Genomic DNA, 25,603 nt, shown 5'->3' with positions numbered 1-25,603 from the left:
AAGGGGATGTCCCCTTCTTTTTTATGAGATAAGAAAGAATATTTCGTCTATTAGCACGAAACCGTTTACATGGATGAGGTTTCTTGATTTGCTGGGTTCCATTGTATAAAGTGAAAGAATAAATGATTGTTAGGAGGCTTACATATGACAAAGAAGCTGAGTTTTGATTATAGCAAAGCCCTTTCTTTTATTGGGCAGCATGAAGTAGATTATCTTACGGGAGCTGTTAAAACAGCACATGAGGCAATCCACGAAAAAACAGGTGCAGGCAATGATTTTTTAGGCTGGGTCGATCTGCCTGAGAACTATGACCGCGAAGAGTTCAGCCGAATCGTTAAAAGTGCTGAAAAGATTAAAAGTGATTCTGATGTTTTGATTGTTGTGGGAATCGGAGGCTCGTATTTAGGAGCACGAGCAGCAATTGAAATGTTAAATCACTCTTTCTACAACCTATTATCCAAAGTAGACCGTAAGACTCCGCAAGTTTTCTTTGCTGGACAAAACATTTCATCAACATATGTAAAAGAGCTTTTTGATGTATTAAAGGATAAGGATGTTTCTGTTAATGTTATCTCTAAATCTGGTACTACAACAGAACCGGCGATCGCGTTCCGTATCTTTAGAAAGTTTTTAGAAGAAAAATACGGAAAAGAAGAAGCACGCAAGCGTATTTATGCAACAACAGATAAAGCACAAGGTGCATTAAAAACACTAGCTAATGAAGAAGGTTATGAGTCATTCGTTATCCCTGACGATGTTGGCGGACGTTATTCTGTTCTAACAGCAGTGGGACTATTACCGATCGCTGTAAGCGGGGTTAACATTGAGGAAATGATGAGTGGTGCTAAAGATGCATCCGTTGATTTCAACAATCCAAACCTTGCAGAAAACATGGCCTACCAGTATGCTGCTGTTCGAAATGCATTGTATAACAAAGGCAAGACAATTGAGCTTATGGTGAACTATGAGCCGGGTCTCCACTATGTTTCTGAATGGTGGAAACAGCTTTATGGAGAAAGTGAAGGGAAGGACTATAAAGGAATTTATCCTGCATCTGTGGACTTCACAACAGACTTGCACTCAATGGGACAATACGTTCAAGAAGGGCGCCGTGATCTTTTCGAAACAGTTCTTTATGTGGATTCAGCACGTGAAGAGTTAACGATTGAAGAAGATGATAAAAACTTGGACAAACTGAACTTCCTTGCGGGCGAAACAATGGATTTTGTTAATAAGAAAGCTTTCCAAGGCACACTGGCTTGCACATACAGACGGTGGAGTTCCTAACTTAATCGTAAATATTCCAGAAATGTCTCCATACCATTTTGGCTACATGGTTTATTTCTTTGAAAAAGCATGTGCGGTCAGCGGATATCTTTTAGGAGTAAATCCATTTGATCAGCCAGGTGTAGAAGCATATAAGAAGAATATGTTTGCTCTTTTAGGCAAACCTGGATTTGAAAAAGAAAAAGAAGAGCTTGAGAAGCGTTTATAAGAAAAAAAGTCTGGTCAAACGGCCAGGCTTTTTTGTTTGGGCTGAACAAGCTGAATTAACGAAGGATCTAATAATCTATCTATAATTTGGAAAGGATAAACAATAGAAAAAGAAGGAGGGTGAAACATGAAACCGATTAAAAGCAAACTTGAAAACGAATTGATTGCATTGAACGAAGCGGAAGATGTTCTCAAAGGCATGGGTTTTTCATACGGAGGCAACTGGGATTATGACCATGGCTATTTTGATTACAAACTGGATGATGAAGAAGGATATACATTTTTAAGAATTCCATTTAAGGCTGTTGAAGGGGAACTTGATAAAAGAGATACGACTGTTCAAATGGGTGAGCCATTCTTATTGGCACATAAATATCAGATTGGACTTGATGATCATGCAGGAGCGGGAAACTTATCCGGGAGTGTAAATCAATTCTCAGAGCCCCAGGACCCGGATGCCACAATTGATAAAAAGTGGATCGGTATAGCAAAAGAACTCGTACAAAAAGCCGAAGCACAATTATTAAAATAAAAAATAGATGGGCAATGTTTGCCTATCTATTTTTGCATGAGTTTGTTATATAAGCTATTAACCATCTCATTAGCAGCCAGGTTTGAAGTTTGTATAATATAATCCGCTCCAGCGCGTTTTGCATTAGTTGATTGTTCAGAAGTAAGTATTTCAGCGTGAATCAGAACTTGTTCATTAAGCCCTCTAGCAGTTAGTATTGAAATAATAGTATTCATATCAGCATTCGATTCTTTTAAATTGTCATCAGCTGTTATCAGTACAATTTGTGCTTTTTGAATATTCGCTTTAATCCATATTTGATCTTCACTTGCATTTCCTTGAACAAAATGGACGCCTTCTTGATATAATGGATTGGATTTTAGTGAATCATCAATTAGAACAATTTCAGAGGCATCTTTACTGTCCATGATGGCATAGATCGTGTTGCGTGCACGTTCGTTCCATCCAACAACGATAAAATGATTTTTACTATTATACATATTTTTCCCCTCAAAAAAACGATTTTCTTTCTTTATTACAGCACTTGCAAAGTGAACGGTTGAGAAAGCTAAAAAAGACCCGCCTGAAAATACAAGGATAATAGCAAGTACTCTAACCTCAAATGTATACGGAGCATAATCACCATAACCTACAGTCCCAGCAGTCATAACCGCCCAATAAAAGGCTACAAAAATAGTAGGAAAAGTCTCTTTTTCTAAGAAGTGTGCTAAAATAGCGCTCAAATATAAGATAAGCATAAGAATGATGCCTAATCTAATCAGCATAGGCAGTCTTAAATAGGTATGATAAATTCTGAGCATATGCACTCCTCCTATTATCACTATTGCCAATATAGATAGAGGTTTATACGGATAATTGCAAGGGAAACAAAAGAAAACTCCGGATAATCTCCGGAGTTTTAAGCATTATGAAGCTTTTTGTGTGCCGATATCAACATGGTTTTCAGCAGCTGATTCAACATCTTTTTCACAAGAGGTGTTCTTATTAATTGTTTCGTCTTTAACCGATGCACCTTTTAATTCTTCAGTAGAAGCAACCAAAGGGTGGTTTTGGAGTAATAAATGATTTTGATTTATAAGTGCTAATGTTTGTTTCTTTAAATCTTCTTTTAATAGGTTAGAATCACCTTTGATTTTTACTGTAATAATCAAGTTATCAATGATGATTTCAATGTAAATCCATTCTTTTGATTCAGGTTCTTCAGATGGTTCAGGCTCTTGCGGAACAGAATTCCCAGAATCATCAGAAGGGGGGAGATCGACTTTAGGCTTCTCCTCTTTCGGCTTTTCCTCTTTAGGTTTTTCTTCCTTTGGTTTTTCCTCTTTCGGATGTGCAACGGCTGATACATCTTTAGGAGGTAACTGTACGTTTTCCTTTTCAGGTACAACTGCAGTTAAAGGCGGATTTTTTTGTTTTTCCGTCTCTTTTTTTACGGTATCTTTAGCTTTATCTTCCTTTTTAGGTTCTGCGGCAATGACAGTATGAGTATTCTTAGGTTTTGCTGCTTTTTCTTTACGAGCTTTATTTACTTTTTCTTGCACCGGCAAAACGGGTTTTTCTTTTTCTACTTTTTCTTCTTCTCCCTTATCATCCAAGATTGGTAGAGGAGGCTCGTATACTTGGTTTATTTCTTCTGTATTAGTTGAAGCAGAAATTTTTTCATCATTTTCTTCTAAAAGTTCTTTAATCGGTCCGACTTTTTCAGAAATTTCTTCAAGAGTATGACCAGCAACCTCTTTTGGACTGATTTTTATTCCGGATTTTTTTGCAGCTGTATAAATAGCATAATGGCCTGGTGATATCTTCATTTTTTTAGCTTTTTCACGCTCTTTTGAACTCATCACGATTGTTGTCATTTCAACTGATTTCTTTTTTGCAGTTTCGGTCATGACCTCATTGACCTTTTTCTTTATTGCTTTTTCCTTATTCTCCGGGATCTCTTCCGAAAGAGTTGTTGTAATAAGTACTTCCTCTTGGGCTTTTAAATATCCGAGATCTTCACAAGTTTCAAATATTTGATTGGTTACATATCTAATTTCTTTTTCTTTCCATTCTCCCATATGTTCAAGAACAGTATGGCCTTGCTCATTGAAAGATAAAATATCAAGGACCTGCATATCTTCGTTGATTTTTAATTCCAGACTTGGATCCATATCCATCCCAACGTATGCATATGCTCCTTCTCCTGACATTGGAGATAATACTTGAAAGAACAACAGAAAAATGGCCAATGCTACAGCGGTTCCAGTTTTCCAGTTAATAAATACAGAGAATATGGAATTTTTCTTTTCTTTAAGAACAGGAATCGAGATTTCTTGTCCAACCGTATAAGCAGGATTCGTATTCTTAATCTTTTTAAATTCTCCGCCTTCAGCCAGAACGATGAGGTGGCGGCTGTTGACTTCTACAATAATTGCTTTGTTCATTAGTGTTTTCCTCCCGTGCCCGGCACATATTGCATCAACACTTGATAATTTTCAATGAAAATCAATGTCAGTGCGGTTATGTATTCACGCTGCCTTTTCATGGTGAGTTTTTGAACCTGTGATTTTTCATCATGAAGAAGGGGCAAACGTTTCCATGTTAAAAAGTAGTTTCTCATCTCAGGATCAGCCGCGATTTCTTCCGCAACTTGAATCGCTTGAAGTCTATTTTCATGTTCTTTTGGTGTACTTGCTGCTATTTGGCTAAATTCGATTCCGAAATCTTTTAGTCTGCTTTTAAAATGAGATATCTCTCTTACAGGGTCTGGATCTGCAGCTTTCTTACACAGACCTGCCGCTGTTTCTGCGGACTGAGCTTTAAGCCCAGGCTGCAGGGATTTATGCTTTCTGTGAAACCACCGGCGAATCAACTTTACCCCTCCTTCCTTCACATTTCACTTATGTAAAATAATATATTTCAAGATAATATTAACCAAATTATTATAGTATACTTTTGTGTGAAAAAATAGTGAAAAAAGTCACGCCTCTCGAATGTTAGGAAGTTTGATAGTGAAAAGAGATGGAGAAACTGATGAGTGGGTGATAAACGTGAAATATAATAAAGAAGACCGTGAAAAATACAGTGATGCCATCGATCGTATGCAAGAAGGTCTGGACACCATGATTGATTTATATAACGAAGCAGAAGATGATGAAGATCTTATTCATTATGAAGAAGAGGTTATCGCTGCTATTAAGGAAGCGAAAGAAATCTTTGGGAGCGACTTCATCGATCAAAAGATCAATACCATCGTCAAAGAAGTTCTCTCGCTGATGCAGGGGGGACAGACCCGGGGACAGACCCCAGACAAAGACAAGTAGCCCCGTTTTGTTTTTATGGAGCGCACATTTACAGAGATAACATGGCAGCAGAAACAACAAAAAAACGTCTTATGGCTTCCCATAAGGCGTTTTTTTTGCTGATTTTAAACATACAGATGTAAACTAACACAACAGTAAAAAAACAGAGAATCAAAAAATATACATCACAATCGGAAACATGTTCCAGCAAATCCAAAGGGTTAGAACAAAAAGTAAAGATACAGGAATCGAAACAGAGTATTGTACCCATGCCGGCATGTTTTTACTAATCTGCCAAAGCTTCCTGATTACAAGAATCAAGACAGGCAATGCAAGAAGAAGGAAGAAGAACTGCACCCAGAAGATATAAGTTGCAGTGTCTGGTTTTAACGAAAAAAATCCTATTATAAATGTTAGGGCTATGACACCATAAGCTGTCCAGGTTATTTGTTTAAACCGCAACGAATCTTCTTTTGTTAATAGATAAAAAGCTGCTAAACAAACAATTGTATAAAGGAACATTCTAAAACCTCCGTTAAATGCTGTTTTTATTAAACTATTAATTCCTTATGTATTTCATGCTCTATCCTTTGAAAATTACTATACTTTCTTTTACCTCTAATTCGATAAAACAAATCCCATCAAAAAAAATAACACTTGTAATTTTTTGTATTTAATAGAAAAATAGAGAAAAGACAATTCTTGTAAAATAACTTCAAAATAAATCAACAGGGATGTAGCCTAATGAAAATAACTCCAGCAAAATTACAGGACAATAATCAAATTATGTATACGTTATACGAGGCAGTTTCCAGTGGTATAATCGTGTTGGAGCGATCAAATCGTATTCTGCTTGCAAACAAGAAAGCTTGTGAAATACTTGGGCTTTCCAAATCAGAAATGGAAGGTTCTTTTTTATATAACATGCCATTCGAAGTAATGGATCAGCTAAAGAATAAGGTTTCTTTCGAAGAACTGCCATCACAGACTACTATTCAGACGGGGAAAGAAGTTAATAATTGTGAAATAGGCATAACGGGAAAAGGGCTTAATGGTATTCGCTGGATTCTAGTAAGTACAAAATCTATTCTCCTAACAGAGAGTGAAGCAGACCACGTAGTTATTACGTTAGTAGATATTACAGCTAGAAAACAAACCGAACAAGCCTTAAGTCATAGTCAAGAAAGATTTCTTTCACTTGTTGATTCTATGGAAGATACCGTTTTTACTTTAGATAAAAATTTAATACATACAGGGATCTACGGAAAATGGATGGAAAAACATAATATTACACCTGAATATTTTTTAGGCAAATCGCTAAAAGAAGTCTTTGGAGAAACGATCGCCGAAGGCCAAGAGAAAGTATGCCAGCTTGTTTTAAAAGGGAAGTCTCAAGTATATGAATGGAGCAATGTACGAGACGGAGAGCGGCTATATTATCAAGCTATACTCTCTCCTATTAACAATGAACAAGGGCAAGTAGAAGGCATTGTTGGTGTTTCAAGGGATATTTCAGAAAATAAAAGGATGGAGATCGGCCTTCTTGAAAGTGAAGAGAGATTTCGGCAATTTGCGGAAAATGCTAAAGATGTTTTTTGGATGGAAGATTATAAGACCCGAAACCTTATATATGTATCAAAAGCATACCAAAAAATATGGGATATAGAATATACAGAGACTTTTTCATCTGTATTTACTAATATTTATCCTGATGACCAGTCAGAAGTACAAGGATTTATTAATTCAATTGCAGGCGGCGAGTCACAGATTGAGTACCGGATTCAAAGTAAAAATAGAAAAGTTCGCTGGATAAGAACGAGAGCATTTCCAATAACAAATGATATAGGAGAAGTTTATAGAATTGCGGGTATTTCTGAGGATATTACTGAACTGAAAGAAAAAGAAGAGCTGCTCAGAAAATCTGACAAACTTACTGTCGTTGGTGAACTGGCAGCAGGTATAGCTCATGAAATCAGAAATCCGCTCACGAGTATAAAAGGGTTTGTCCAATTGATGAAACAGGATATGGATGACTTGCACAGTGAAATTATTCTCTCAGAAATGGATAGGATTGAATCGATCATAACTGAATTTTTAGTTTTAGCTAAACCTCATCAAGATACGGTATTTCAGCATCGAAACGTAAATGATTTTATTAGACAGACGATCACTCTTTTAGATTCAGAAGCTAATCTTAACAATGTACAATTTAAAACAATGCTTAAGGATGTCCCTCAAATTCTTTGCGAAGGGAATCAAATAAAACAAGTTATTATCAATGTCATAAAAAATGCGATAGAATCGATGCTGTGCGGGGGAACGATCACTGTTGAAACCGGTACTTTTGATGAGAGCTACGTGTTTATTAAAGTGACAGACGAAGGTTCTGGAATCAGTGAAGAACGTCTTGCAAGATTAGGAGAACCATTTTATTCAAACAAAGAAAAAGGAATTGGCTTAGGTCTGATGGTAAGCTTGAAAATTATTGAAAACCACCATGGAAATATTACATTTGAAAGTATGTTAGACGTTGGGACGACAGTCACAGTCTTGCTGCCTACTAAACTTTTACCATAGATATAAAATATTAAACGCTTTTTAGCTCTTGCTGAAGAGCGTTTTTTGCTTGCTTACTAGGTGTTTAAATCTTTTTTTAAACGGGTAAATAACGCATAGGAGCGTGGGGGAATCACCTTTTTTATCGCTGTAAATTTGCGGAAAATTGAGAAAGATTACATTTCATGCTACCATTGTCATGTGGGGGTAACCTGCTAAATGGGATTTCAAGGAGGATAAGAATGAAGGATTTCAAAAAGAAGATTAGTATTTTAGCAGTCATTTTTTCAATGATGGTACTGGCTGCATGTGGCAGCAGTGAATCAAGTGACGGTGGACCAGAGTTGAAAAAAGAAGGGGAATTTAATTTTATAGTGTCTGGGGAGTTTCCTCCATTCAGTTCTGTTGATAAGGATGGTGAATTAACAGGATATGATGTAGCAGTAGGTAAAGCAATTGCAGACGAACTTGGCCTAAAGGCTGTTCCAGAAAAGTTTAAGTTTCATGGTGCAGTTTCTGCAATAAAGGCAGATCGTTTTGACGCAGCAGTGGCGAGCCATACAATCACTGAAGATCGTAAACAAGCAGTGAATTTCAGCGAGCCATATTATTATTCAGGTCCAGTCATTTTTACGAGACCGGACAGTGATATTAAGACTAAAGAAGATTTAAAAGGAAAAGAAGTTGCTGTTTCAAAAGGTTCTACCTATGAAAAATCTGCTCAGGATTTCACGGATCAGATTAAAAACTATGACAGTGATGCAACAGCATTGCGTGCTTTAAGTGAAGGAAAACATGATGCTGTTATTACAGATGCAATCACTGGTAAACAAGCGATCGAAAAAGGATTCAAAATTGTAGAGAAAGAGCAATTAGGTACGAGTGAACAAGCGATTGCTGTTAAAAAAGAAGATAAAGAACTGCTAAAAGCAATTAATAAAGCTTTAAAGAAGCTCAAGGACAGTGGAGAGCTTAAAAAGCTTAGTGAAGAATACGTCGGTGCTGATATCATACAAAAGCCTGAATAACCTATGTGAGCCGTCCGCATGACAACAGTGCAGGGCGGCTTTTTTTTACAGAGAATAGAGAGGAAAAGGGGAGAAAAACTGCATGTTTGATATAGCACATATTCTAGATGTATTAATAGAAAGTTACCCGCTCTTCATGAAGGGCCTATGGATTACTTTAAAACTAACCGTAGTTTCCATTCTGATCGGAACCGGAATCGGACTTATTTTTGCCCTGTTTAAAATATCAGGAATTAAAATCCTTAATTGGATCGCTAATATTTATATTGCACTAATTCGTGGTACACCACTAATCGTTCAGATTTTTATCTTTTATTTTGGTCTTGCTGAATTAGGAATTTCAGCATTCTGGTCTGCAGCTTTTGGTCTCGCTATGCATAATGGTGCTTATATAGCAGAGATATTCAGAGGATCCATACAATCTGTAGATAAAGGACAGATGGAAGCAGGCCGTTCTTTAGGAATGCCATACGGCTTAACGATGCGCAGGATTATTTTGCCGCAAGCGTTCAAACGTGCACTTCCTCCACTTGGAAATCAATTCATCATCGGTCTTAAAGATTCTTCATTAGCATCTTTTATCGCGTTATCAGAGCTATTCAGTATTGCGACCACTCAAGGGTCGAGAACGTTTGATGAGATGACCTATTTAATCATTGTTGGTTTATACTATCTGATCCTAGTCCTTCTTTTCACTCTTCTCGTTAATATGTTGGAAAAGAAACTTTCAGCTGGGGAATAGGAGGAGATTATATGAAAAGAGAAATGATTCGAATCGAAAACCTGAAAAAGAGCTTCGGTGATTTAGAGGTATTAAAAGAAGTAAATCTCAATGTTAATGAAAGTGATGTTGTCGTATTAATCGGTGCAAGCGGATCAGGGAAGAGTACGCTGCTGCGCTGTATTAATTTTCTGGAGATAAAGAATGGCGGGAAAATTGTGATTGAAGGAGAAGAAGTTAATCCAAAGTCACATAATTTAAATGAAGTACGCCAAAAAGTAGGAATGGTATTTCAGCACTTTAATCTATTTCCTCATAAAACCGTTCTTGAAAACGTAATGGAAGCACCTGTTATGGTGAAGAATGAAGATAAAAAAGAAGCTGAAAAAGATGCGAGGATCTTACTTGATAAGGTTGGTTTATCGGATAAAGCAGATGTATATCCAGCCAAGCTGTCTGGTGGACAGAAGCAGCGTGTTGCTATTGCAAGAGCACTTGCTATGAAACCCGATATCATGTTATTTGATGAACCCACTTCAGCACTAGATCCTGAACTTGTTGGTGAAGTATTGGCTACAATGAAAGAGCTTGCCCAAGAAGGAATGACAATGGTTGTTGTTACGCATGAGATGGGCTTTGCTAAAGAAGTAGCAGATGAAGTGGTATATATGCATGATGGACAGATTTGGGAAAGAGGAACACCATCTGAATTGTTTGATAACCCAAAAGAAGATCGAACAAAGGATTTCTTAAGTTCCATTCTTTAATCATAAAGGGTGCAGCATCATGCTGCACCCTTTTATTGTGCTTTTTTTAAGGCTCTTGGATGTGGTTGATTTCCGCTCCAGGATGCTCGCTTTCCGCGGGGCGTGCGGTGAGCCTCCTCGGCCTATAACGCCTGCGGGGTCTCACCTGTCCCGCTAGTCCCGCAGGAGTCTCGCCTTGCGCTCCAATCAACTTGTCAACGAAGCTTATAATGAAGCATCCAGAACGGACTTTGTTTTACGTTCTTGTACAAGCAGTACTGCACCAAGCACCAGCAGAATACCAGTAATCTGAATGAAAGATACGGACTCCTTATATAATATTAGTCCCATAATAGTTGCGACAACTGGCTCCACGGTCGAAACGATAGACGCTTTACTCGCTTCTACCTGTTTTAATCCCTGCGTATAGAACCAATAAGCTAATACAGTAGGAAACAGTCCTAGTCCTGCTGTATGCATGAGTGCATTGGCATCAAAATCTGCCGTTTCAGAAGAATATATACCGCTTATTGGAAATAACACGATCATAGCAAACAAAAATGTGTAAAAGCTGATCGTCAGTGTTTCGTATTTTTTTGATGCCAATTTACCAAAAATGCTATAAAGGGAATAACCGAAACCGGCTCCGAGTCCAGTAATTAATCCTGTCCAAGACAGCTCGGAGAAATTTCCGGAAAAAATACCCGAAACAAACATACAGCCTAAAAAAGTGATGAATAATGCCGTAAGCTTCTGCCACGTTAATTTTTCCTTAAAAACAAAGATAGAGATCAACAAAACAAAAACAGGTGCAGTATATAACAGGATAGCAGCGATAGCCAGTGATGAGTGCTGAATCGTTGTAAAGTAACACCAGTTAAAGAAAGAAACACTCAGCACGCCTGTACCGAAAAAATACCAGCTGTCTTTTAATTTTATTTTTAAGAGACCGGGACGGTAAATAATGATCCATATGAAAAAGAAGATAAATGCGCTAATCGCTCTTAAGAATACAATCTGTAAAGGCGTGAATCCGATCGAAGCCAGCTCTTTAACGAAATAACCAATTATTCCCCATAGAGATGCACCGATCGATACAAATAGAAATGCGATTTTCGTTTGATATGACATAGTAATACATCCTTTGTTTTGATGAAAATCTGTTCCTATTTGAACTCTAACAAAAAACACCTTCACTGTATATGACAATGAAGGTGATGATTTTGTATTCTACTTATGAACTTTATCAGAAATTTTATCAGTTTCATCATCATCTTTTACGATGTCTTCATCAATATCATCTTTGAAAGCAAATGATAGCAGAAGTGATACAAGGATTCCGCCGCCGATTAAGTTTCCTATAGATGCGGGAATCAGATTAAGAAGTATGAATTCATACCAGCTGTATTCAAATCCTTCTAAAACGGTAATACTGAAATATCCCATATTTGCAACAGCGTGCTGAAAGTTTCCGGCTTCAAATATAATTACCGGCAATAAAATACCAAAGATTTTACCCATTACATCACGTGCTGCTGTAGCAAGAACTGCAGCTATCCCAATCAGCCAGTTTGCAAGAATTCCTGAAAAAAGGACTTGAAACCATCCCCATGTTCCTCGCTCTGTAAATTCCATCTTCTTTTCCATGAATTTAAGCAGTCCTTCATAAAACTCTTTATCAAGAGAGCCTGATAAATTCAGTAATAATCCAACAAAAAGGGCACCTAAGAAATTTCCGATATAACAAATTCCCCAGAAACGCAAAACATTTTTGCTGATCCAAAACTTGCTCTGTAAAATATAAGTAGGGAGCAGTACATTAATCTCTGTAAATAGTATGGAACCAGATAAGAATATCATGGCATATCCAATAGCAAATCCTACACCTGCCAGCAAATTATATGGTCCTGGTGTATGGACTTCCATTGATAAAAGGACAGAACCAAGCGCTCCAAATGCAATAAATGCACCGGCCATAAAAGATAGTATAAATTGTGCTAAGTTCGTAATCTTTAAGGATTCTTTTCCTTCTTCGATAAAGTATTCAATAATTTGTGCTGGAAAGAAATACTGACGATCAGGTACATCTGGTGTCTTTTTTTGGTTTTTTTTCATTCATTTTCCCTCAAATTTCATCATTCTTGTTTTATTACTCTTCCCAAAACAAGAAACCTAAAAACTAAATAAAGAAGAAAGTATTTTAAATGTAATCTAATGCCCATTCTAGATATGTGGTAAAATAGAGAGGAAGGGAAGTGCTCACTTGAAAGGATCAGGGAACATTTTTAATCAAGGTGATACAGTAACGGTTTTAAAAACGGGTGAATGCGTCACCATCTCAAAATTTCAGTATGTTAAACATATGAAGAAATATTGTTACAAAGTTAGTGAACATCCTAGTACTTTTTTCTTTGAAGAGGAATTTGAAAATGGTAAAAAGAAGCGCTGAATTTACTATTTGACATATAAAGATAAAAAAAGAGCATTCCGCAAAAGCGGAGTGCTCTTTTTTCATAAACAATGTACTTATCTAGATGCAGTATGTCCAGCTGCTGCAGATGCATTAGATCTAAAACCGACATATAAAGATGAAAAGGCAATTCCAAAATGAAGAATGTTTGTTGCAACCATAAACATGATTCCTGCAAATTCGTGGGTGAACAAACCTAGTATAGCTACAAGTAGATACACAGCTCCAAAGATCTTTGCATAAAGAACGCTTTTTGCTTCACTTGAACTCATAAGCAGAGCCACAAGACCAGAAACAATGTGAATCACGTTATGAATCGGTGTCAGATGAAATAATCCTTCCATTGGAAACACGAAACCTATAACACCTAGAATAAGAAAAACAATACCTAGAACCTTTACAAACTTACTTGCCATCCTAATCCCTCCCAATTTTTAAATATGATTACAAACATTTTATTCCACATATTCAAACTTTGTAAACCTATTGTATAACATTTGTTAAATAAATTTATGAAGGTATATCTCTTATTATTCCAATTAAATGTTTTCTACAAGATTTGAGTTCTTTTTCATCGTATTGTGACAGATTTTTCAGACGGGACTATGTATAATCTTCATGCAAACCTAGGGCAGGGGGATTACAAATGAACGTACTGCAAAATTTAGTGCTTTCTACAACGATCTTATTTTCGAGTACGTCTGTTTTAGATGCAAATCATATTAAACGTTTTTGGCAACAATCGATATATGATTATGTAAACCCTGAAATATCGATTGTGTTTGCCGGTGATACAATGATGGACTGGTCAATAAAGGACACCGTTAAGACAAAGGGACCGGATTATCCTTTTCGTTATGTGAAAGAAGAAATTGAAGCAAGTGACTATGCTGTTGTAAACCTTGAAACAGCTGTTACCAACCATACTGGAGTTTTCACGAAAGAATATAACTTCAAGTCAGATCCTATAGCTTTACAGGGTCTTAGAAATGCTGGGTTTGACCTTATTTCTCTAGCTAACAACCATTCAATGGATTACGAAACAAAAGGGCTGCTTGATACCATGCAGCACATACATACATATGAGATGTCTTATATAGGAGCAGGAGGTAATGAGAAAGAAGCATACAGTTCAAAAGAGGTTGTGATTAAAGGAAAGAAATTCAGGTTTCTAGCATTTTCTAGAGTACTGCCAAGTACATCATGGGTAGCAGGGGAAAGCAGTCCGGGGCTAGCTAACGGTTACAGCCTAGATCTCCTAGAAGATATCGTCAGCCGCGAGAGCAAAATGTGCGATTATTTGATGGTTTACATGCATTGGGGGAAAGAAAGAAGCAAGCACCCAGAACCGTATCAAGTGAACTATGCACAAACCATGATAGAAGCTGGAGCAGACGCTATTATTGGTTCTCACCCCCATGTTCTTCAAGGTTTCCAGTATTACAAAGGGAAACCTATTGCTTATTCCTTAGGGAACTTTATATTTCCTGACTATGTAAAAGGTGATAGTGCAGAAACGGGATTATTAAAAATTAATATTGTAAATGGAAAAATAGGTATGCAGTTTAAACCATATTACATTAAAAATAACATGGTTATAAAACTAGATTCAAAAGAGGAAGAACGCATACTAGCTAAATTAGAGGATCTTTCCTACCAAATAAACTTAACGGGGTATGATTTTAAATAAAGACTATTTTAGTATGCTTTATTGCTTTTGAAGGATGTTAATTTCCGCTTCAGGACTCCCTTTCCGCAGGGTGTGCGGTGAGCCCATTCGCCGCTCCGCGTTATTGAATGGTCTCACCTGTCCCACTCATCCTGCTGGAGTCTCGTCCTTCCGCTCAAATTAACTATTCAATTGAAGAATTTTTCAAGGATCTTTCTGCAGCAACAATCTCTAAAAAAAGAGCTTAAATAAAATGTTGATGTATAATGAGAGACTTTAGGTTTCTCATTTTTTGTTGATGATTACCAATTAATCATGAGAATTGTCTTAGATTAAGTAAACAAAATGAAATATTAAAGACTACTATACTCATGCGCAGAAATCTCATCTCCTCTATATAATTTTAATATATTCAAATAATTAAAGTTTTTGGAAGGAGATGAAATGGTGAAAAAGGGACTTATATTAATTTTTGCATTAATGTTAGTTGGGATGTCAGCTATAAGCGATAAAGCCCAAGCAGCAAGCTATGTAAACCCGAATCAAACGTATACATATGAAACGATGACGAGTAATATTAAAACTCTTGCACAAAAATATCCGGGGCTAGTTCAATACCGTTCCCTCGGAAAAACACCCTATGGAAGAGACATATGGGCAGTAAAGCTTGGCAGAGGTGATGCGACAGTGCTGTATAACGCCTCACATCATGCCAGAGAATGGATCACGACGAATATCGTGATGGAGATGATCGATCAGTACAGTGAGAAGTATGTATTAAATGGAATGATGGACGGATACAATGTTGCACATGTCCTTAATAACACATCCATATGGTTTGTGCCAATGACAAATCCAGATGGGGTGACTCTACAGCAAAAGGGATTATCCGCTTTTCCATCTGCAGCACATGCCAACCTTATAAAAATGAACGGCGGAAGCAAAGACTTCAAAAGATGGAAATCCAATGCACAAGGAATAGACCTAAATAGGCAGTATCCTGCCCGCTGGGAAGAAATAGATAATAATGCAAAAGCACCTTATTACAAAGACTATAAAGGGAAAGCGCCACTTCAGACGACTGAAGCAAAAACAGTTGCCGCTCTTACATACTTAGTGGATCCGGAAATTACAAACTCCTATCATACTGCAGGGAGAATTCTTTATTACCACTTTAATTATGGCACCAATACATATGAAGGTGATAAGGCACTAGGAACTACTCTATCTGGTATGACAGGGTACAGACTAATTCCTCCTGATACGAATTTGTCCAGTGGAGGCGGATATAAAGACTGGTTCATTCAAACATTTAAACGTCCTGGATTTACTTTTGAGCTTGCACCTTACGCAGGAGAAACAAATCCTCCAATCTCCATTTTTTCAGAAGAATGGAACCGCAATAAAAAAGCAGGTCTATATATGGCGATTGAAGGAGATAAGAGGTGGGAAAAGAGAATAACACCTCTGACGAAAACCATTACCCTGACACAAAAAGTACCCCTGCATGATCGCCCAAATGCAAAACATAAAATGGCTGCAGCGAGTCTGTATGCTGGAACATATAAAGTGAATGGGGCATATGGGAACTTTTATCGTATACAAACCATACTTGGACCTAAATGGATCCTAAAGTAAAAAACAAAAAGCTAAAACAAGCAGTGGATTGCTGCTTGTTTTTTTATATACGTTCTTTTCTAAAGGATTGTTGCTTTAGGAATTTTTTATTCTCATCATTGCAAGTTGATTGGAGCGTACCTACCACATGAGAAGCATCTCGTTAGGCATGCGACAAGGAAGCTCGCATCGATAGCATATACTTGTAGACACAGGAGCAAGGATACTTCGTTGATGCGGTCAGGTGGAGACTCCTAATGGCGCAAAGCGGCAGGAGGCTCACCGCACGCCCCGTGGAAAGCGAGCAGCCTGGAGCGGAAATTAACTACTTTCAAAAGCAGCAATGTAAGGGAAAACAGCCTTTATATAAAAGAAAATGAATAATCCCTTAAGAGTTAGGAAAGATAATATGGAAAAAATATGAAGGAGGTTATTCTTTATGCAGCAACAGAATCAAAATCAGATGCAAAATCAGCAGCAGCCTGTATATCAAAACCCGCCGCAAGTAATAACAGGAAAAGATCTTAATTATGTCAGAGATATGCTCTCTTGGAATCTGCTTGGAATGAAAAAAGCACATTTTATGGCAACTCAGTGTCAAGATCCAGAAATTAAAGCAACACTTGAAAAGGCATGTCAAATGCATGAAAGCCACTATAAAAAAATTATAGGGCATATCTCATCTCAACAGTCAGCTATGAATCAGACACAAGCTAATTTACAAAACTAGAGAGGAGTAAAAAAAATGAATGAGCCTAATAAAATTCAAAATCCAGAGTCTGCAGTACCTAAAACGCCAGAGATGAATGACCGGGATTTCATTAATGATATTTTATCTTATGAAAAATATATGACAGATTCTTATTCTGTAGCTTTAAATGAAGCAAGCCATGAAGCTCTCTATCGAGACCTTCTTGCTGTTTTTAATGAAACTCAAAAAATGCAAAGAGAACTTTACAACATAATGTTTAAAAAGGGCTGGTATGCACTTGAAGCAGCGGATGCCCCAAAAATGCAGCAAACCTACCAGCAATTTTTGAACTATATGAATCAGTTTCCGCATCAGGGACCAGCACAATAAAATAGTTAACCAGTAGGATGATCTTAAAAGGTCATCCTTTTTTGTATACTTGGTCCTATTTTATCAATATTTTAAAGTACTACTTTCTGTGTAGGAGTAACTAGTAAAGAATATGTGTTTTTATAAATAGACTGGATTTCTACTTATTATTTGAATATTATGATAATTAAATGAATGGCGACTCATTCATTTTGAAGTCTTACATACATATGGAGGGATTCTAAATGAATACATTTAAGTTGCTTTCCGCAGAGTTCAGCAAACTCGCTGCAAATAAAGCCATTCTTTTTTCAGTTATTGCAGCTTTGCTTGTACCTGTTGTTTATGGCGGAATACTTTTATCAGCCACTTGGGGACCGTATGACAATCTTTCTAACTTGCCAGTTGCCGTAGTCAATAATGATAGAGGTGCTCTCTCCGGTGATCAGCCTATCAATGTGGGCAGTGATCTAGTAGCGAATATGAAAGAGGGAAAAGATCTAGGCTGGAAATTTGTTGATTCGGCAGAAGCAATTAAAGGAATTCAGAAAAACGATTACTATATGGCCATTATCATACCTGAAGATTTTTCGGAAAGGGTAACTACCGTAACAGATTCAAATCCCAAAAAGCTTGAATTAGAATACATCCAGAATCAAGGGCTAAATTTCCTGGCTTCAAAAGTAACAGAAACAGCTGCACAAAAAATGCGTGAAAAACTTGCAGATACCATTACTGAAAACTATGCAGCAAACATATTAGGAGAAGTCTCTGATGGATTTGGAAAAGCTGCAGACGGATCATCACAGCTTGCTGCTGGAACAGATCAGCTTCATAAGGGAACAAATGAACTTGTAAACTCTGTTACTTCCAAGCAGTCAGATATTACGAAGCTCGCAAATGGAACAAAGGAATTAAAAAGTGGAACAGGGCTTTTACTAAATAAACTTAATGAAAAATCTGGAGATATTAACAAATTGGCAAATGGATCAAAACAGCTGCACGAAGGGACCGTCAGCTTAAAGGATGGGTCTTCGCAAATTCTAGCGGGACTTCAAAAAGCTGAAAATGGCAGTGAGGAACTGAAGAATGGTGTAGCAGAACGGCTGGTGCCAGGAAGCAGAAAGGTCGCAGATGGTACAGGCAGACTTAAGGATGGTTCTGCTGAACTTGCAGCAGGTGCACAAAAATTAGTTGCTGGCCTTGAAGAATATAAGAAGGCTAATCCAACTGTAAATGTTGGACCCTATTATCAACAGATTATTGATGGTGCAAAGAAGATATCAAGCGGATTAAATAATCTTTCCACAAAATCAGTTGCCCTGAATGAAGGAGCGGTTTCGGTAGCGGATGGAATCGCTTATAAAGTTGCACCAGGTACAGAAGCCCTTAATGATGGACTTAATCAGCTAGTTGCCGGACAGACAAAACTTGATCAAGGAGCAGGAAAACTTGAATCTGGGGCCGCCCAGATCGCAGAAGGAAATGCAAAAGTAGATAAAGGCTGGAACGAATTAATATCAGGAGTCACTAAATTAGATTCTGGAGCGGGTAAAATTTCAGATGGAAACGCAAAAGTTGATGAAGGATGGAAGAAGCTGTCCCAAGGAGCAACTAAACTAAATGATGGTGCAGGCAAAATTAATGATGGAAGCGAAAAACTATCATCTGGCCTTAAATCAGGTGCTGATAAAACAGGTGGTATGAATGACAAAGATAATATCAATATGTTTGCCTCTCCTGTTCAGCTGAAAAGCAAAACAGTAAATGAATATGAGCACTATCGTGATTCAACTGCTCCATATGTAATTACACTTGCGTTGTTCGTAGGGATCTTAATTATGTCTTTGTTTATTGATTTTAAAAGGCCGCCGTTTATTTCAAGCTTTAACTGGTTTGCGGTAAAGTTTCTTAATCTAGCGTCTCTTGCTGTTGTTCAGGCGATCTTGTTATTATTTGTAGTATTGATTTTAAAAGTGAATGTGAGCAACTTTGGCGGACTGATCCTTTTTGCTCTGGTTGTTAGTATCACCTTTTCTGCCATTGTTCTTTTTTTAGCAGCTTTTGGTGGAAACTTAGGACGTTTTATCGCGTTAGGATTTGTCATCATGCAGCTTTCGATAACAGGTGCAAACCTTCCGATCGAGATGCTGCCAGAGCAATATAGAAGCCTTAGTCAATACTTGCCATTTACTTATTCAATCGCAGGGTTTAAATCAGTCATTTCGTTAAACGACTTTGGAGCTGCTATTTCGAACATGGCCATCCTGCTAACATTTCTCATTGTGTTTGCCCTGTTGGCTTTTGTCGTATTTAACTTCAAAAAGGACAGAACACAAAGTCAAGAGAGGGAAGTTACGGCATAGAAAGCAGAAAGAAGACTGACCAAAGGGAAACCTTTTAGCTCAGTCTTCTTTCTTGTATGGTTATGCACTGATTGAATGATTAGAATCAATTTTAGGTTCGGGAACAAAAAACAATATCGTAATGCCAATAATAAACAGAACGACAAGGCTGAACACAGCACTGGCTGAGTTGCCTGTAACTTGAGCGGTAACAGCAACTAACAATGGTCCCATAATGGAGGCAAACTTACCGAAAATATTATAGAATCCGAAAAACTCATTTGCGTTTTTCTTCGGTACCAGTTTTGCAAAATAAGCACGGCTTAATGCTTGAATGCCTCCCTGTGAAGTGGCGACTAGCATCGCTAATATCCAAAAGTCGAGCGTCGTTTTTAAAAAGTAAGCATAGATACAAACAATAATATAAACGCAAATTCCTACGTACAGCATCGTTTTTCCTGTGAATCTCTCTGCTAATCTGCCATAAAGAATAGCAAACGGCGCTGCTACAACCTGAGTGGCAAACAGGATAATTAACAAGTTAGTAGATGTGATCCCTAAATCTGAACCATATGCAGTGGACATCGTAATAATTGTCCCTACACCGTCAATGTAAAAGAAATAAGCAAGCAAGAATAAAAACAATGCACGGTATTTTCGAATTTCTTTTAACGTATTTCTTAAACGTTTAAAGCTGTTAACAATAGGTTTTGGTTCTCGCTCAATACCGTAGCGCTGATATACATTCTTCAACATTGGAATAGTAAAAATACCCCACCATACAGCCGTAATAAGAAATGCGATCTTACTTGCAATCGTGGTTGAAAACGGTAATACTTCATTTTGAGCCAAAATGATTATCGCGATGCTGATAATAAAGGGAATTGTACTTCCGATATAGCCTAAACCAAAACCTCTTGACGATACTCTGTTCATCCTGTCTTCAGTTGTTACATCCGTAATAAATGCATCGTAGAAGACGTTTGATCCGCTAGAACCTATTGCTGTCAGTGTATAAAAAATTAATAATAAGAGCCATTGATCACTTGGTATAAAAGCAAGCGATGCTGTAGAGACCAATCCAAGGATAAAAAAGAATGTAAAAAACCGTTTTTTAAGTCCCTTATAATCTGCGATCGTCCCTAGTATCGGGCTAAGCATGGCCAGAATAAAAGTCGCAACGGCAATCGTATAACCGAGAAAGGCAGTTGAATCAGAAGCACTCACTCCGGCTTTCATGGCCGCAGCCTTATAGAATAGAGGAAATACGGCTGTTGTAATGATGATGGAGTATGCGGAATTAGCCCAATCATAGAACATCCAGCTATTCTCTTCTTTCGTAAACCGTTTCATTTGGTTTATCCTCTCTTAAACGATTTTTTACTAGGTTCATAACAGCCTGTTAAGAATCATAAATGAAATCTTCAATCACTGAGCCATCTGTGCTTCTCAAATCAAGGCCAAGTAGTCTAGCAAAAGTTGGTCCTTCATCAACAAGGTGCATGGAAGGTATTGACACATTAGGACGGATTCCTTTTCCTGCTGCCATAAATACTGTAGTGTAATTTTCTTTTTCAGGTGAATAGCCATGTGACGCTAAAGTATAGCGTTTTGCTTCTACATCTCTTTCGGTAATAGAATCGATAAATTCTCCATCAATTTGTTCCTTGATGTAAAAGCCTCGTCTTGCCTCTACCATATAAGAACAGTTTTCATCTGCTCCCATAGCTGCTGCTTCATGCTGGCTGATGACTTTTTCAATACCGCTTGCATGATCTACTACTAGATTCTTCAAAAGCTTCTCTACTACCTCCTTTGTATGATGATCTGATGGATCATTTAAGTAAATATATGCGGATCCATCACAACTCTTGCAGTATGCTTTCCAGCTTTTCACTTTTCCACTTTCATCAACATCTATCAAACCTTTTTCTTTAAACAATACGTTGAGTTTAATCGCTTTTGATTCATCGAGAGCACTATGATCTCCTAGAGCCACGACCGTAGTATTTTCATATATACCGCTTTCTTTGAGCGCTTGAATGATCCGTCCTAAACGAACATCATGTCTCTTGATTGCTGCCATCGCCTCTTTTGATGAAAAGCCATGGTAGTGACGCTGTGAATCCAAATCAACAAAATGAACGAGAAGCAGTTCTGGTTTTTTTGTCATGATCGTATGTACCGTGGATTCTAATACGAAATCATCTAGTTCAGGCTGATTAAGTCCGTTCCGAAGATGACCAAAACGTCTGTTCATATCTAATTGGTAGCGGACACTTCCATTTGATAGAGAGACAGGAACCTGATGATGCCAAGAACGGTTAGCGAATATTTCAGGCATGTTATAATCGATGTTTGCTCTCGCAGTAACTGGCCATAATAATGCTGCGGTCGTCATACCGGCTTTTTTTGCTTCATCATATAAAGTCGTTCCCTTTATATGTTTGCGATGCCAATACCAATCTGGAGATAATCTCCCTGGCTGAAGAAACGTATTATTAACGATCCCATGACGTTTCGGATAATTTCCCGTCACAATAGTAGTGTGACAAGGATAAGTAACAGAAGGATATATCGTTTGAACTTGATTGCAGTATGATCCTCTTTGTAAAAGATCTTTAAAATTCGGAAGTTCCTGTAGCATAGGAAAATCTAGTGAGGATAAACAATCAAAAGAGATTACGATTAAATGATCAGTAAGACGCGGCATAATGACCTCCAGCTTAAATAGTCTGCTCTTATGGTAAATAATAGCATAATAGAAACGAACGGGATGTAAGACTAAAAGAAATCTTTTAAAAATCTCAATCGTCACTTTCCAAAAATTTGAAGGTGTGTTATGAATAAACTATCTAAATATGAGATGGTGATTAGATGGTTAAGTGGTGGCTTGGTGTTGTATTCATGTTTTTTATAGCAACAGGTGTAATCAGCTATTTATACGTAATGGACTATGCGTCTGAAAAAGCAATGAGCGAGATTTCTAGAGAATTATCTTCTAATGAAGAAGAGATAAACAAGCTTCTTGAGGATCCAGAGATTAGAAAATACATAGAAACAGGGGAAACGAACCCGAAAGATCTTCCATTTACCACGAGAAAAGAAGCAGTAAATCTGATTTCTGAGAAGTATACAGTAACTGAATTAGCCAGAACGAGAGAGCAGGTTAGCGGGGGTTTGAGTGAAGAAGAAAAAGTAGCAGTTTATGAAAAGTTATTAGAAAAATTTACAGAAAAAGAATTGATTGCTTTAAAAGTTGTAGCCCTAAAAGAAATAAATAAGAAAAAATAAAAAGCCCTCTGAATGGAGGACTTTTTTATTGATTAAAATGAAAGATAAATTCTTCCGTCTGCTTTAGAAATGTAGTAGCTCTCGAATTCACCAAGTTCAACGACTGTTTCCTTTCCAGTATCGATTACAGATTTTATTTGCTCTTTAATTGAAGGGTGCATGTCGTAAAGGATGGATGCATGCTCAACAGGAACAGACCTTGAACCTGTGCTGAACATGATAAGAGGTTCACCTGTTTCATTGGAATACATCGCAAAAGAATCACTATATTCAATCGCGTATAACGCACCATTATGCTTTTTTGCTATTTCTACTAAATCCGCTAAATTTTCTTCTGCAGAATCCGTGATATTTACATAAGTATAACCATCTACCACTCTTGTTTCAGGGTTAACTGTGGTTTCTTTTTCAATAGTTGTTGTTTTCTTATCGCTTTTTACAAGCTTATTATCTTCAATTTGGCCTTGTCCATCATTAGACTGTGAGATCTTGAGTGATGGTTGTTTATTAACATCGTCAATTAGTGAAGTTTTTTCTTCCCCAAACTTTTTTTGTTCACTTTGATCTTTAACATTCACAGCTGGGATAGTTTCCGCTGAATGATCAGGTGTATGTATTTTATTTATATCACTTCTGGATAGTTCTGAAGTTGCCTTAGCTTGGCTATCAAAGTTATTAAAAGTTAAGACACCAACTATAAGCAGTGCTGAAACTGTAAAAATTACCGTACGACTTCTTTTCTTCAATTTAAATCCCCCTTAAAAGCTTGTTCACTTATTAGACGAAAGTAAACCTAATTTGGTTTCAATTATTACAAAAATATTTCATAAATGTTACATAAACAGAATGAATAAATAAAATTAAAGGTATATTTTGCGCGAAGAAGAAATCTAAAAATTATGACATTTTATGATAAAAATTGTAAAGGAGGATAAAAACGAAACCGTAAAATGAAAGCGCTAACAAAGTTGTTTGTATACCAAGTTTACAAATTGAAGTTCTAGGAGGAGATTGGTTTGCTTGGAATGGAAGACGGAGTAATAACTTTTGTTTGGATTGCAACGGTGGTTTCTGCTGTAGGATGTGCTGTTTTTGGAGCAGTGATGTGGAATAAAGGAGGAGAAGATTCAAAATGAATTTTGCGATCTTAATTCCAGTCCTAATCGTTTATATGGGTATCATGTCCTGGCTGGCTTATTATGGATACAAAAAAACAGTAACTGAATCTGATTATTTAGTTGGCGGGCGAAATATACATCCTTCCATTATGGCACTTTCTTATGGTGCTACATTTATTAGTACTTCCGCTATTGTTGGATTTGGGGGAGTTTCAGCCGCACACGGATTCAGCTTACTATGGCTTGCCTTTTTAAATATCGTTTTAGGAATTTTTGTAGCCTTTGCGATCTTCGGAACGAGAATTAGAAAGCTTTCTTTAAACTTAGATGCAACGACTTTTCCTACACTTTTAGGTAAAAGATACGATTCAAAATTCATTACCGTTTTTTCAGGAATCATGATTTTTGTGCTAATGCCAGCCTATACAAGTATCGTCCTAATCGGCGGAGGAAGGTTCCTGCAAGAATCAATGTCCATGAACTTTAACCTTGCACTGATTATTCTTGCTGCTATCATTGCTATTTATGTTATCACTGGAGGCACTAAAGCGGTTATGTATACCGATGCTTTTGGTGCTGTCATCATGCTTATTGGAATGGCCATTTTCTTGTTTGTTACATATAAAGCGGTTGGCGGAATAGTAGATGGACATAGCGGTTTAAGTGCATTGAAAGATCTTGTACCACAGGCACTTGTTGACCAAGGCCATCAAGGCTGGACAAGCATGCCGGAATTTGGATCTCCGCTTTGGTGGACAATTGTCAGTACAATCATAATGGGAGTCGGTGTCGGAGTTTTGGCCCAGCCGCAGCTGGCAATGAGATGTATGACGGTAAAGGACGACCGGGCGTTATATCGATCTGTTCTTGTAGGGGGTATTTTTATCTTCTTCATGACTGGTGCGGCATTCGTCATTGGTCCTTTAAGCAACCTATATTTTTATAATAATACAGGTGAAATATCATTAAGTGTTGCGAAAGGAAATGTTGATTTAATTATTCCGATTTTTATTAATCAGCTTATGCCGGATTGGTTTATCTATTTATTTACGTTAACTCTTCTTTCAGCGACGATCTCTACAATCAGTTCATTAATACATGTACAAGCTACGGCTTTTGGACAGGATATTTTGAAGACATTAGGCGTTAACACTTTATTCGGCTCAAGACTGAGTCCTTCAAGAATTGGAGTATTAATTGGGGTAGTTGCAGCAGTAATTCTTGCCTATCTTCTTCCTGCAGGGATTATTGCTCAAGCGACTGCGTTTTGGTTTGGAATTTGTGCTGCTGGATTTTTACCTGCTCTTATCGGAGCACTTTATTGGAAAAGAGCAACAAAAGCTGCCGCTACTGCTAGCATGATCACTGGGTTTACCGTAAGTATTATTGGGTTTTTATTCTTCCATCTAAAAGAAGCAGCAGCCATTGGTCTTTCACAAGCTCTCTTTGGAAAAGCCACACTATTGCCATTCCCATGGACCCATGTTGATCCATTAATTTATGCTCTGCCTCTTTCAACAGGTGTATTTATTGCTGTAACGTTAATGGACAAAAGCGCAAACGTAAAAAAACAAAGAGATAAAACAGAAATAATTCCTGCTGTTTCTGAATAAAAATTTCTGACAAAATGATTCAAATTGCTTAAGTATGAACCTTCTTATTTTGTTGC

Annotated in this window: 24 protein-coding genes and 1 pseudogene; 15 read left to right on the top strand and 10 right to left on the bottom strand. The window is 37.4% G+C overall.

Features of this window, described 5'->3' with window-relative positions:
• Positions 1-144 precede the first annotated feature (144 nt).
• Together UN64_RS02490 and UN64_RS02485 are read left to right on the top strand one after the other, a co-directional pair.
• Positions 145-1,495: pseudogene (locus UN64_RS02490) on the top strand (glucose-6-phosphate isomerase).
• A 126-nt stretch (positions 1,496-1,621) separates the two neighbouring features.
• On the top strand, positions 1,622-2,026 hold the full coding sequence (locus UN64_RS02485) for a YugN-like family protein (protein WP_077359516.1): 405 nt from the start codon (positions 1,622-1,624) through the stop codon (positions 2,024-2,026).
• Between the two features lie 26 nt (positions 2,027-2,052).
• Here the strand turns inward: UN64_RS02485 and UN64_RS02480 are convergent, their stop codons facing one another.
• The 3 genes from UN64_RS02480 to UN64_RS02470 form a co-directional block, all read right to left on the bottom strand.
• Positions 2,053-2,826 carry a potassium channel family protein gene (locus UN64_RS02480; protein WP_077359515.1) on the bottom strand — a complete coding sequence of 258 codons (774 nt, stop codon included), beginning with the start codon at positions 2,824-2,826 and terminating at the stop codon, positions 2,053-2,055.
• A gap of 105 nt (positions 2,827-2,931) precedes the next feature.
• Positions 2,932-4,452 (bottom strand): anti-sigma factor domain-containing protein, encoded by a 1,521-nt coding sequence (locus UN64_RS02475; RefSeq protein WP_077359514.1) that lies wholly within the window; start codon positions 4,450-4,452, stop codon positions 2,932-2,934.
• Positions 4,452-4,880 (bottom strand): hypothetical protein, encoded by a 429-nt coding sequence (locus UN64_RS02470; protein WP_077359513.1) that lies wholly within the window; start codon positions 4,878-4,880, stop codon positions 4,452-4,454. Before UN64_RS02470 ends, UN64_RS02475 begins: the two co-directional genes overlap by 1 nt.
• A gap of 139 nt (positions 4,881-5,019) precedes the next feature.
• Between UN64_RS02470 and UN64_RS02465 the strand changes: the two genes are divergently transcribed.
• Positions 5,020-5,331 carry a hypothetical protein gene (locus tag UN64_RS02465; protein ID WP_245801942.1) on the top strand — a complete coding sequence of 104 codons (312 nt, stop codon included), beginning with the start codon at positions 5,020-5,022 and terminating at the stop codon, positions 5,329-5,331.
• A gap of 150 nt (positions 5,332-5,481) precedes the next feature.
• Here the strand turns inward: UN64_RS02465 and UN64_RS02460 are convergent, their stop codons facing one another.
• A complete protein-coding gene (locus UN64_RS02460; RefSeq protein ID WP_077359511.1) occupies positions 5,482-5,832 on the bottom strand; it encodes a hypothetical protein in 351 nt (116 codons plus the stop codon).
• A gap of 222 nt (positions 5,833-6,054) precedes the next feature.
• Between UN64_RS02460 and UN64_RS02455 the strand changes: the two genes are divergently transcribed.
• The 4 genes from UN64_RS02455 (at position 6,055) to UN64_RS02440 (ending at position 10,382) form a co-directional block, all read left to right on the top strand.
• The gene (locus UN64_RS02455) at positions 6,055-7,887 is read left to right on the top strand and encodes a PAS domain S-box protein (RefSeq protein WP_077359510.1); all 1,833 of its coding nucleotides are present in this window, start codon (positions 6,055-6,057) and stop codon (positions 7,885-7,887) included.
• A 221-nt stretch (positions 7,888-8,108) separates the two neighbouring features.
• Positions 8,109-8,894, top strand: a complete 786-nt coding sequence (locus UN64_RS02450; RefSeq protein ID WP_077359509.1) for a transporter substrate-binding domain-containing protein — start codon at positions 8,109-8,111, stop codon at positions 8,892-8,894.
• Positions 8,895-8,976: 82 nt separating this feature from the next.
• A complete protein-coding gene (locus UN64_RS02445) occupies positions 8,977-9,636 on the top strand; it encodes an amino acid ABC transporter permease (RefSeq protein ID WP_066292088.1) in 660 nt (219 codons plus the stop codon).
• Positions 9,637-9,647: 11 nt separating this feature from the next.
• Positions 9,648-10,382, top strand: coding sequence for an amino acid ABC transporter ATP-binding protein (locus UN64_RS02440; protein ID WP_077359508.1), 735 nt, complete (start codon positions 9,648-9,650; stop codon positions 10,380-10,382).
• 204 nt (positions 10,383-10,586) lie between these two features.
• On the opposite strand, the gene UN64_RS02435 is transcribed toward UN64_RS02440, so the two are convergent.
• From UN64_RS02435 to UN64_RS02420, 3 genes are all read right to left on the bottom strand, one after another.
• Entirely contained in the window at positions 10,587-11,492 is a 906-nt protein-coding gene (locus tag UN64_RS02435) for a DMT family transporter (protein ID WP_077359507.1), read from the bottom strand.
• 99 nt (positions 11,493-11,591) lie between these two features.
• Positions 11,592-12,476 (bottom strand): formate/nitrite transporter family protein, encoded by an 885-nt coding sequence (locus UN64_RS02430; RefSeq protein WP_077359506.1) that lies wholly within the window; start codon positions 12,474-12,476, stop codon positions 11,592-11,594.
• Positions 12,477-12,887: 411 nt separating this feature from the next.
• Positions 12,888-13,247 carry a DUF4383 domain-containing protein gene (locus tag UN64_RS02420; protein ID WP_077359504.1) on the bottom strand — a complete coding sequence of 120 codons (360 nt, stop codon included), beginning with the start codon at positions 13,245-13,247 and terminating at the stop codon, positions 12,888-12,890.
• 230 nt (positions 13,248-13,477) lie between these two features.
• Here UN64_RS02420 and UN64_RS02415 point away from each other — a divergent pair, with 230 nt between their 5' ends.
• The 5 genes from UN64_RS02415 to UN64_RS02395 all read left to right on the top strand — a co-directional run bounded on the left by UN64_RS02415 (position 13,478) and on the right by UN64_RS02395 (position 19,543).
• Positions 13,478-14,521 carry a CapA family protein gene (locus UN64_RS02415; protein WP_077359503.1) on the top strand — a complete coding sequence of 348 codons (1,044 nt, stop codon included), beginning with the start codon at positions 13,478-13,480 and terminating at the stop codon, positions 14,519-14,521.
• A 426-nt stretch (positions 14,522-14,947) separates the two neighbouring features.
• Entirely contained in the window at positions 14,948-16,138 is a 1,191-nt protein-coding gene (locus tag UN64_RS02410) for a M14 family zinc carboxypeptidase (protein ID WP_077359502.1), read from the top strand.
• 418 nt (positions 16,139-16,556) lie between these two features.
• Positions 16,557-16,847 (top strand): hypothetical protein, encoded by a 291-nt coding sequence (locus tag UN64_RS02405; RefSeq protein WP_077359501.1) that lies wholly within the window; start codon positions 16,557-16,559, stop codon positions 16,845-16,847.
• A gap of 15 nt (positions 16,848-16,862) precedes the next feature.
• Entirely contained in the window at positions 16,863-17,198 is a 336-nt protein-coding gene (locus tag UN64_RS02400) for a spore coat protein (RefSeq protein ID WP_077359500.1), read from the top strand.
• 224 nt (positions 17,199-17,422) lie between these two features.
• Entirely contained in the window at positions 17,423-19,543 is a 2,121-nt protein-coding gene (locus UN64_RS02395; RefSeq protein ID WP_077359499.1) for a YhgE/Pip domain-containing protein, read from the top strand.
• A 60-nt stretch (positions 19,544-19,603) separates the two neighbouring features.
• On the opposite strand, the gene UN64_RS02390 is transcribed toward UN64_RS02395, so the two are convergent.
• Both UN64_RS02390 and UN64_RS02385 read right to left on the bottom strand, forming a co-directional pair.
• The gene (locus UN64_RS02390) at positions 19,604-20,875 is read right to left on the bottom strand and encodes an MFS transporter (protein ID WP_077359498.1); all 1,272 of its coding nucleotides are present in this window, start codon (positions 20,873-20,875) and stop codon (positions 19,604-19,606) included.
• A gap of 49 nt (positions 20,876-20,924) precedes the next feature.
• Positions 20,925-22,235 carry an alkaline phosphatase family protein gene (locus UN64_RS02385; protein WP_077359497.1) on the bottom strand — a complete coding sequence of 437 codons (1,311 nt, stop codon included), beginning with the start codon at positions 22,233-22,235 and terminating at the stop codon, positions 20,925-20,927.
• Between the two features lie 164 nt (positions 22,236-22,399).
• Here UN64_RS02385 and UN64_RS02380 point away from each other — a divergent pair, with 164 nt between their 5' ends.
• On the top strand, positions 22,400-22,816 hold the full coding sequence (locus UN64_RS02380; protein WP_077359496.1) for a hypothetical protein: 417 nt from the start codon (positions 22,400-22,402) through the stop codon (positions 22,814-22,816).
• 32 nt (positions 22,817-22,848) lie between these two features.
• Here the strand turns inward: UN64_RS02380 and UN64_RS02375 are convergent, their stop codons facing one another.
• Entirely contained in the window at positions 22,849-23,562 is a 714-nt protein-coding gene (locus tag UN64_RS02375) for a hypothetical protein (protein ID WP_077359495.1), read from the bottom strand.
• 270 nt (positions 23,563-23,832) lie between these two features.
• Here UN64_RS02375 and UN64_RS21460 point away from each other — a divergent pair, with 270 nt between their 5' ends.
• Both UN64_RS21460 and UN64_RS02370 read left to right on the top strand, forming a co-directional pair.
• The gene (locus tag UN64_RS21460) at positions 23,833-23,952 is read left to right on the top strand and encodes a symporter small accessory protein (protein WP_347400180.1); all 120 of its coding nucleotides are present in this window, start codon (positions 23,833-23,835) and stop codon (positions 23,950-23,952) included.
• Positions 23,949-25,547, top strand: a complete 1,599-nt coding sequence (locus UN64_RS02370; RefSeq protein ID WP_077359494.1) for a sodium:solute symporter family protein — start codon at positions 23,949-23,951, stop codon at positions 25,545-25,547. Before UN64_RS21460 ends, UN64_RS02370 begins: the two co-directional genes overlap by 4 nt.
• Positions 25,548-25,603 lie beyond the last annotated feature (56 nt).

The sequence above is a fragment of the Fictibacillus arsenicus genome (assembly GCF_001999465.1).
In the GTDB taxonomy this organism is placed as follows: domain Bacteria; phylum Bacillota; class Bacilli; order Bacillales; family Fictibacillaceae; genus Fictibacillus; species Fictibacillus arsenicus.
This window is presented reverse-complemented; position numbering and strand designations above follow the sequence as displayed.

Bases quoted from the DNA above. Each gene is read 5' to 3' on its own strand.
- UN64_RS02485 (WP_077359516.1), top strand. From the start codon at position 1,622: ATGAAACCGATTAAAAGCAAACTTGAAAACGAATTGATTGCATTGAAC.
- UN64_RS02480 (WP_077359515.1), bottom strand. From the start codon at position 2,826: ATGCTCAGAATTTATCATACCTATTTAAGACTGCCTATGCTGATTAGA.
- UN64_RS02475 (WP_077359514.1), bottom strand. From the start codon at position 4,452: ATGAACAAAGCAATTATTGTAGAAGTCAACAGCCGCCACCTCATCGTT.
- UN64_RS02460 (WP_077359511.1), bottom strand. From the start codon at position 5,832: ATGTTCCTTTATACAATTGTTTGTTTAGCAGCTTTTTATCTATTAACA.
- UN64_RS02455 (WP_077359510.1), top strand. From the start codon at position 6,055: ATGAAAATAACTCCAGCAAAATTACAGGACAATAATCAAATTATGTAT.
- UN64_RS02450 (WP_077359509.1), top strand. From the start codon at position 8,109: ATGAAGGATTTCAAAAAGAAGATTAGTATTTTAGCAGTCATTTTTTCA.
- UN64_RS02445 (WP_066292088.1), top strand. From the start codon at position 8,977: ATGTTTGATATAGCACATATTCTAGATGTATTAATAGAAAGTTACCCG.
- UN64_RS02440 (WP_077359508.1), top strand. From the start codon at position 9,648: ATGAAAAGAGAAATGATTCGAATCGAAAACCTGAAAAAGAGCTTCGGT.
- UN64_RS02435 (WP_077359507.1), bottom strand. From the start codon at position 11,492: ATGTCATATCAAACGAAAATCGCATTTCTATTTGTATCGATCGGTGCA.
- UN64_RS02430 (WP_077359506.1), bottom strand. From the start codon at position 12,476: ATGAAAAAAAACCAAAAAAAGACACCAGATGTACCTGATCGTCAGTAT.
- UN64_RS02420 (WP_077359504.1), bottom strand. From the start codon at position 13,247: ATGGCAAGTAAGTTTGTAAAGGTTCTAGGTATTGTTTTTCTTATTCTA.
- UN64_RS02415 (WP_077359503.1), top strand. From the start codon at position 13,478: ATGAACGTACTGCAAAATTTAGTGCTTTCTACAACGATCTTATTTTCG.
- UN64_RS02405 (WP_077359501.1), top strand. From the start codon at position 16,557: ATGCAGCAACAGAATCAAAATCAGATGCAAAATCAGCAGCAGCCTGTA.
- UN64_RS02400 (WP_077359500.1), top strand. From the start codon at position 16,863: ATGAATGAGCCTAATAAAATTCAAAATCCAGAGTCTGCAGTACCTAAA.
- UN64_RS02395 (WP_077359499.1), top strand. From the start codon at position 17,423: ATGAATACATTTAAGTTGCTTTCCGCAGAGTTCAGCAAACTCGCTGCA.
- UN64_RS02390 (WP_077359498.1), bottom strand. From the start codon at position 20,875: ATGAAACGGTTTACGAAAGAAGAGAATAGCTGGATGTTCTATGATTGG.
- UN64_RS02385 (WP_077359497.1), bottom strand. From the start codon at position 22,235: ATGCCGCGTCTTACTGATCATTTAATCGTAATCTCTTTTGATTGTTTA.
- UN64_RS02380 (WP_077359496.1), top strand. From the start codon at position 22,400: ATGGTTAAGTGGTGGCTTGGTGTTGTATTCATGTTTTTTATAGCAACA.
- UN64_RS02370 (WP_077359494.1), top strand. From the start codon at position 23,949: ATGAATTTTGCGATCTTAATTCCAGTCCTAATCGTTTATATGGGTATC.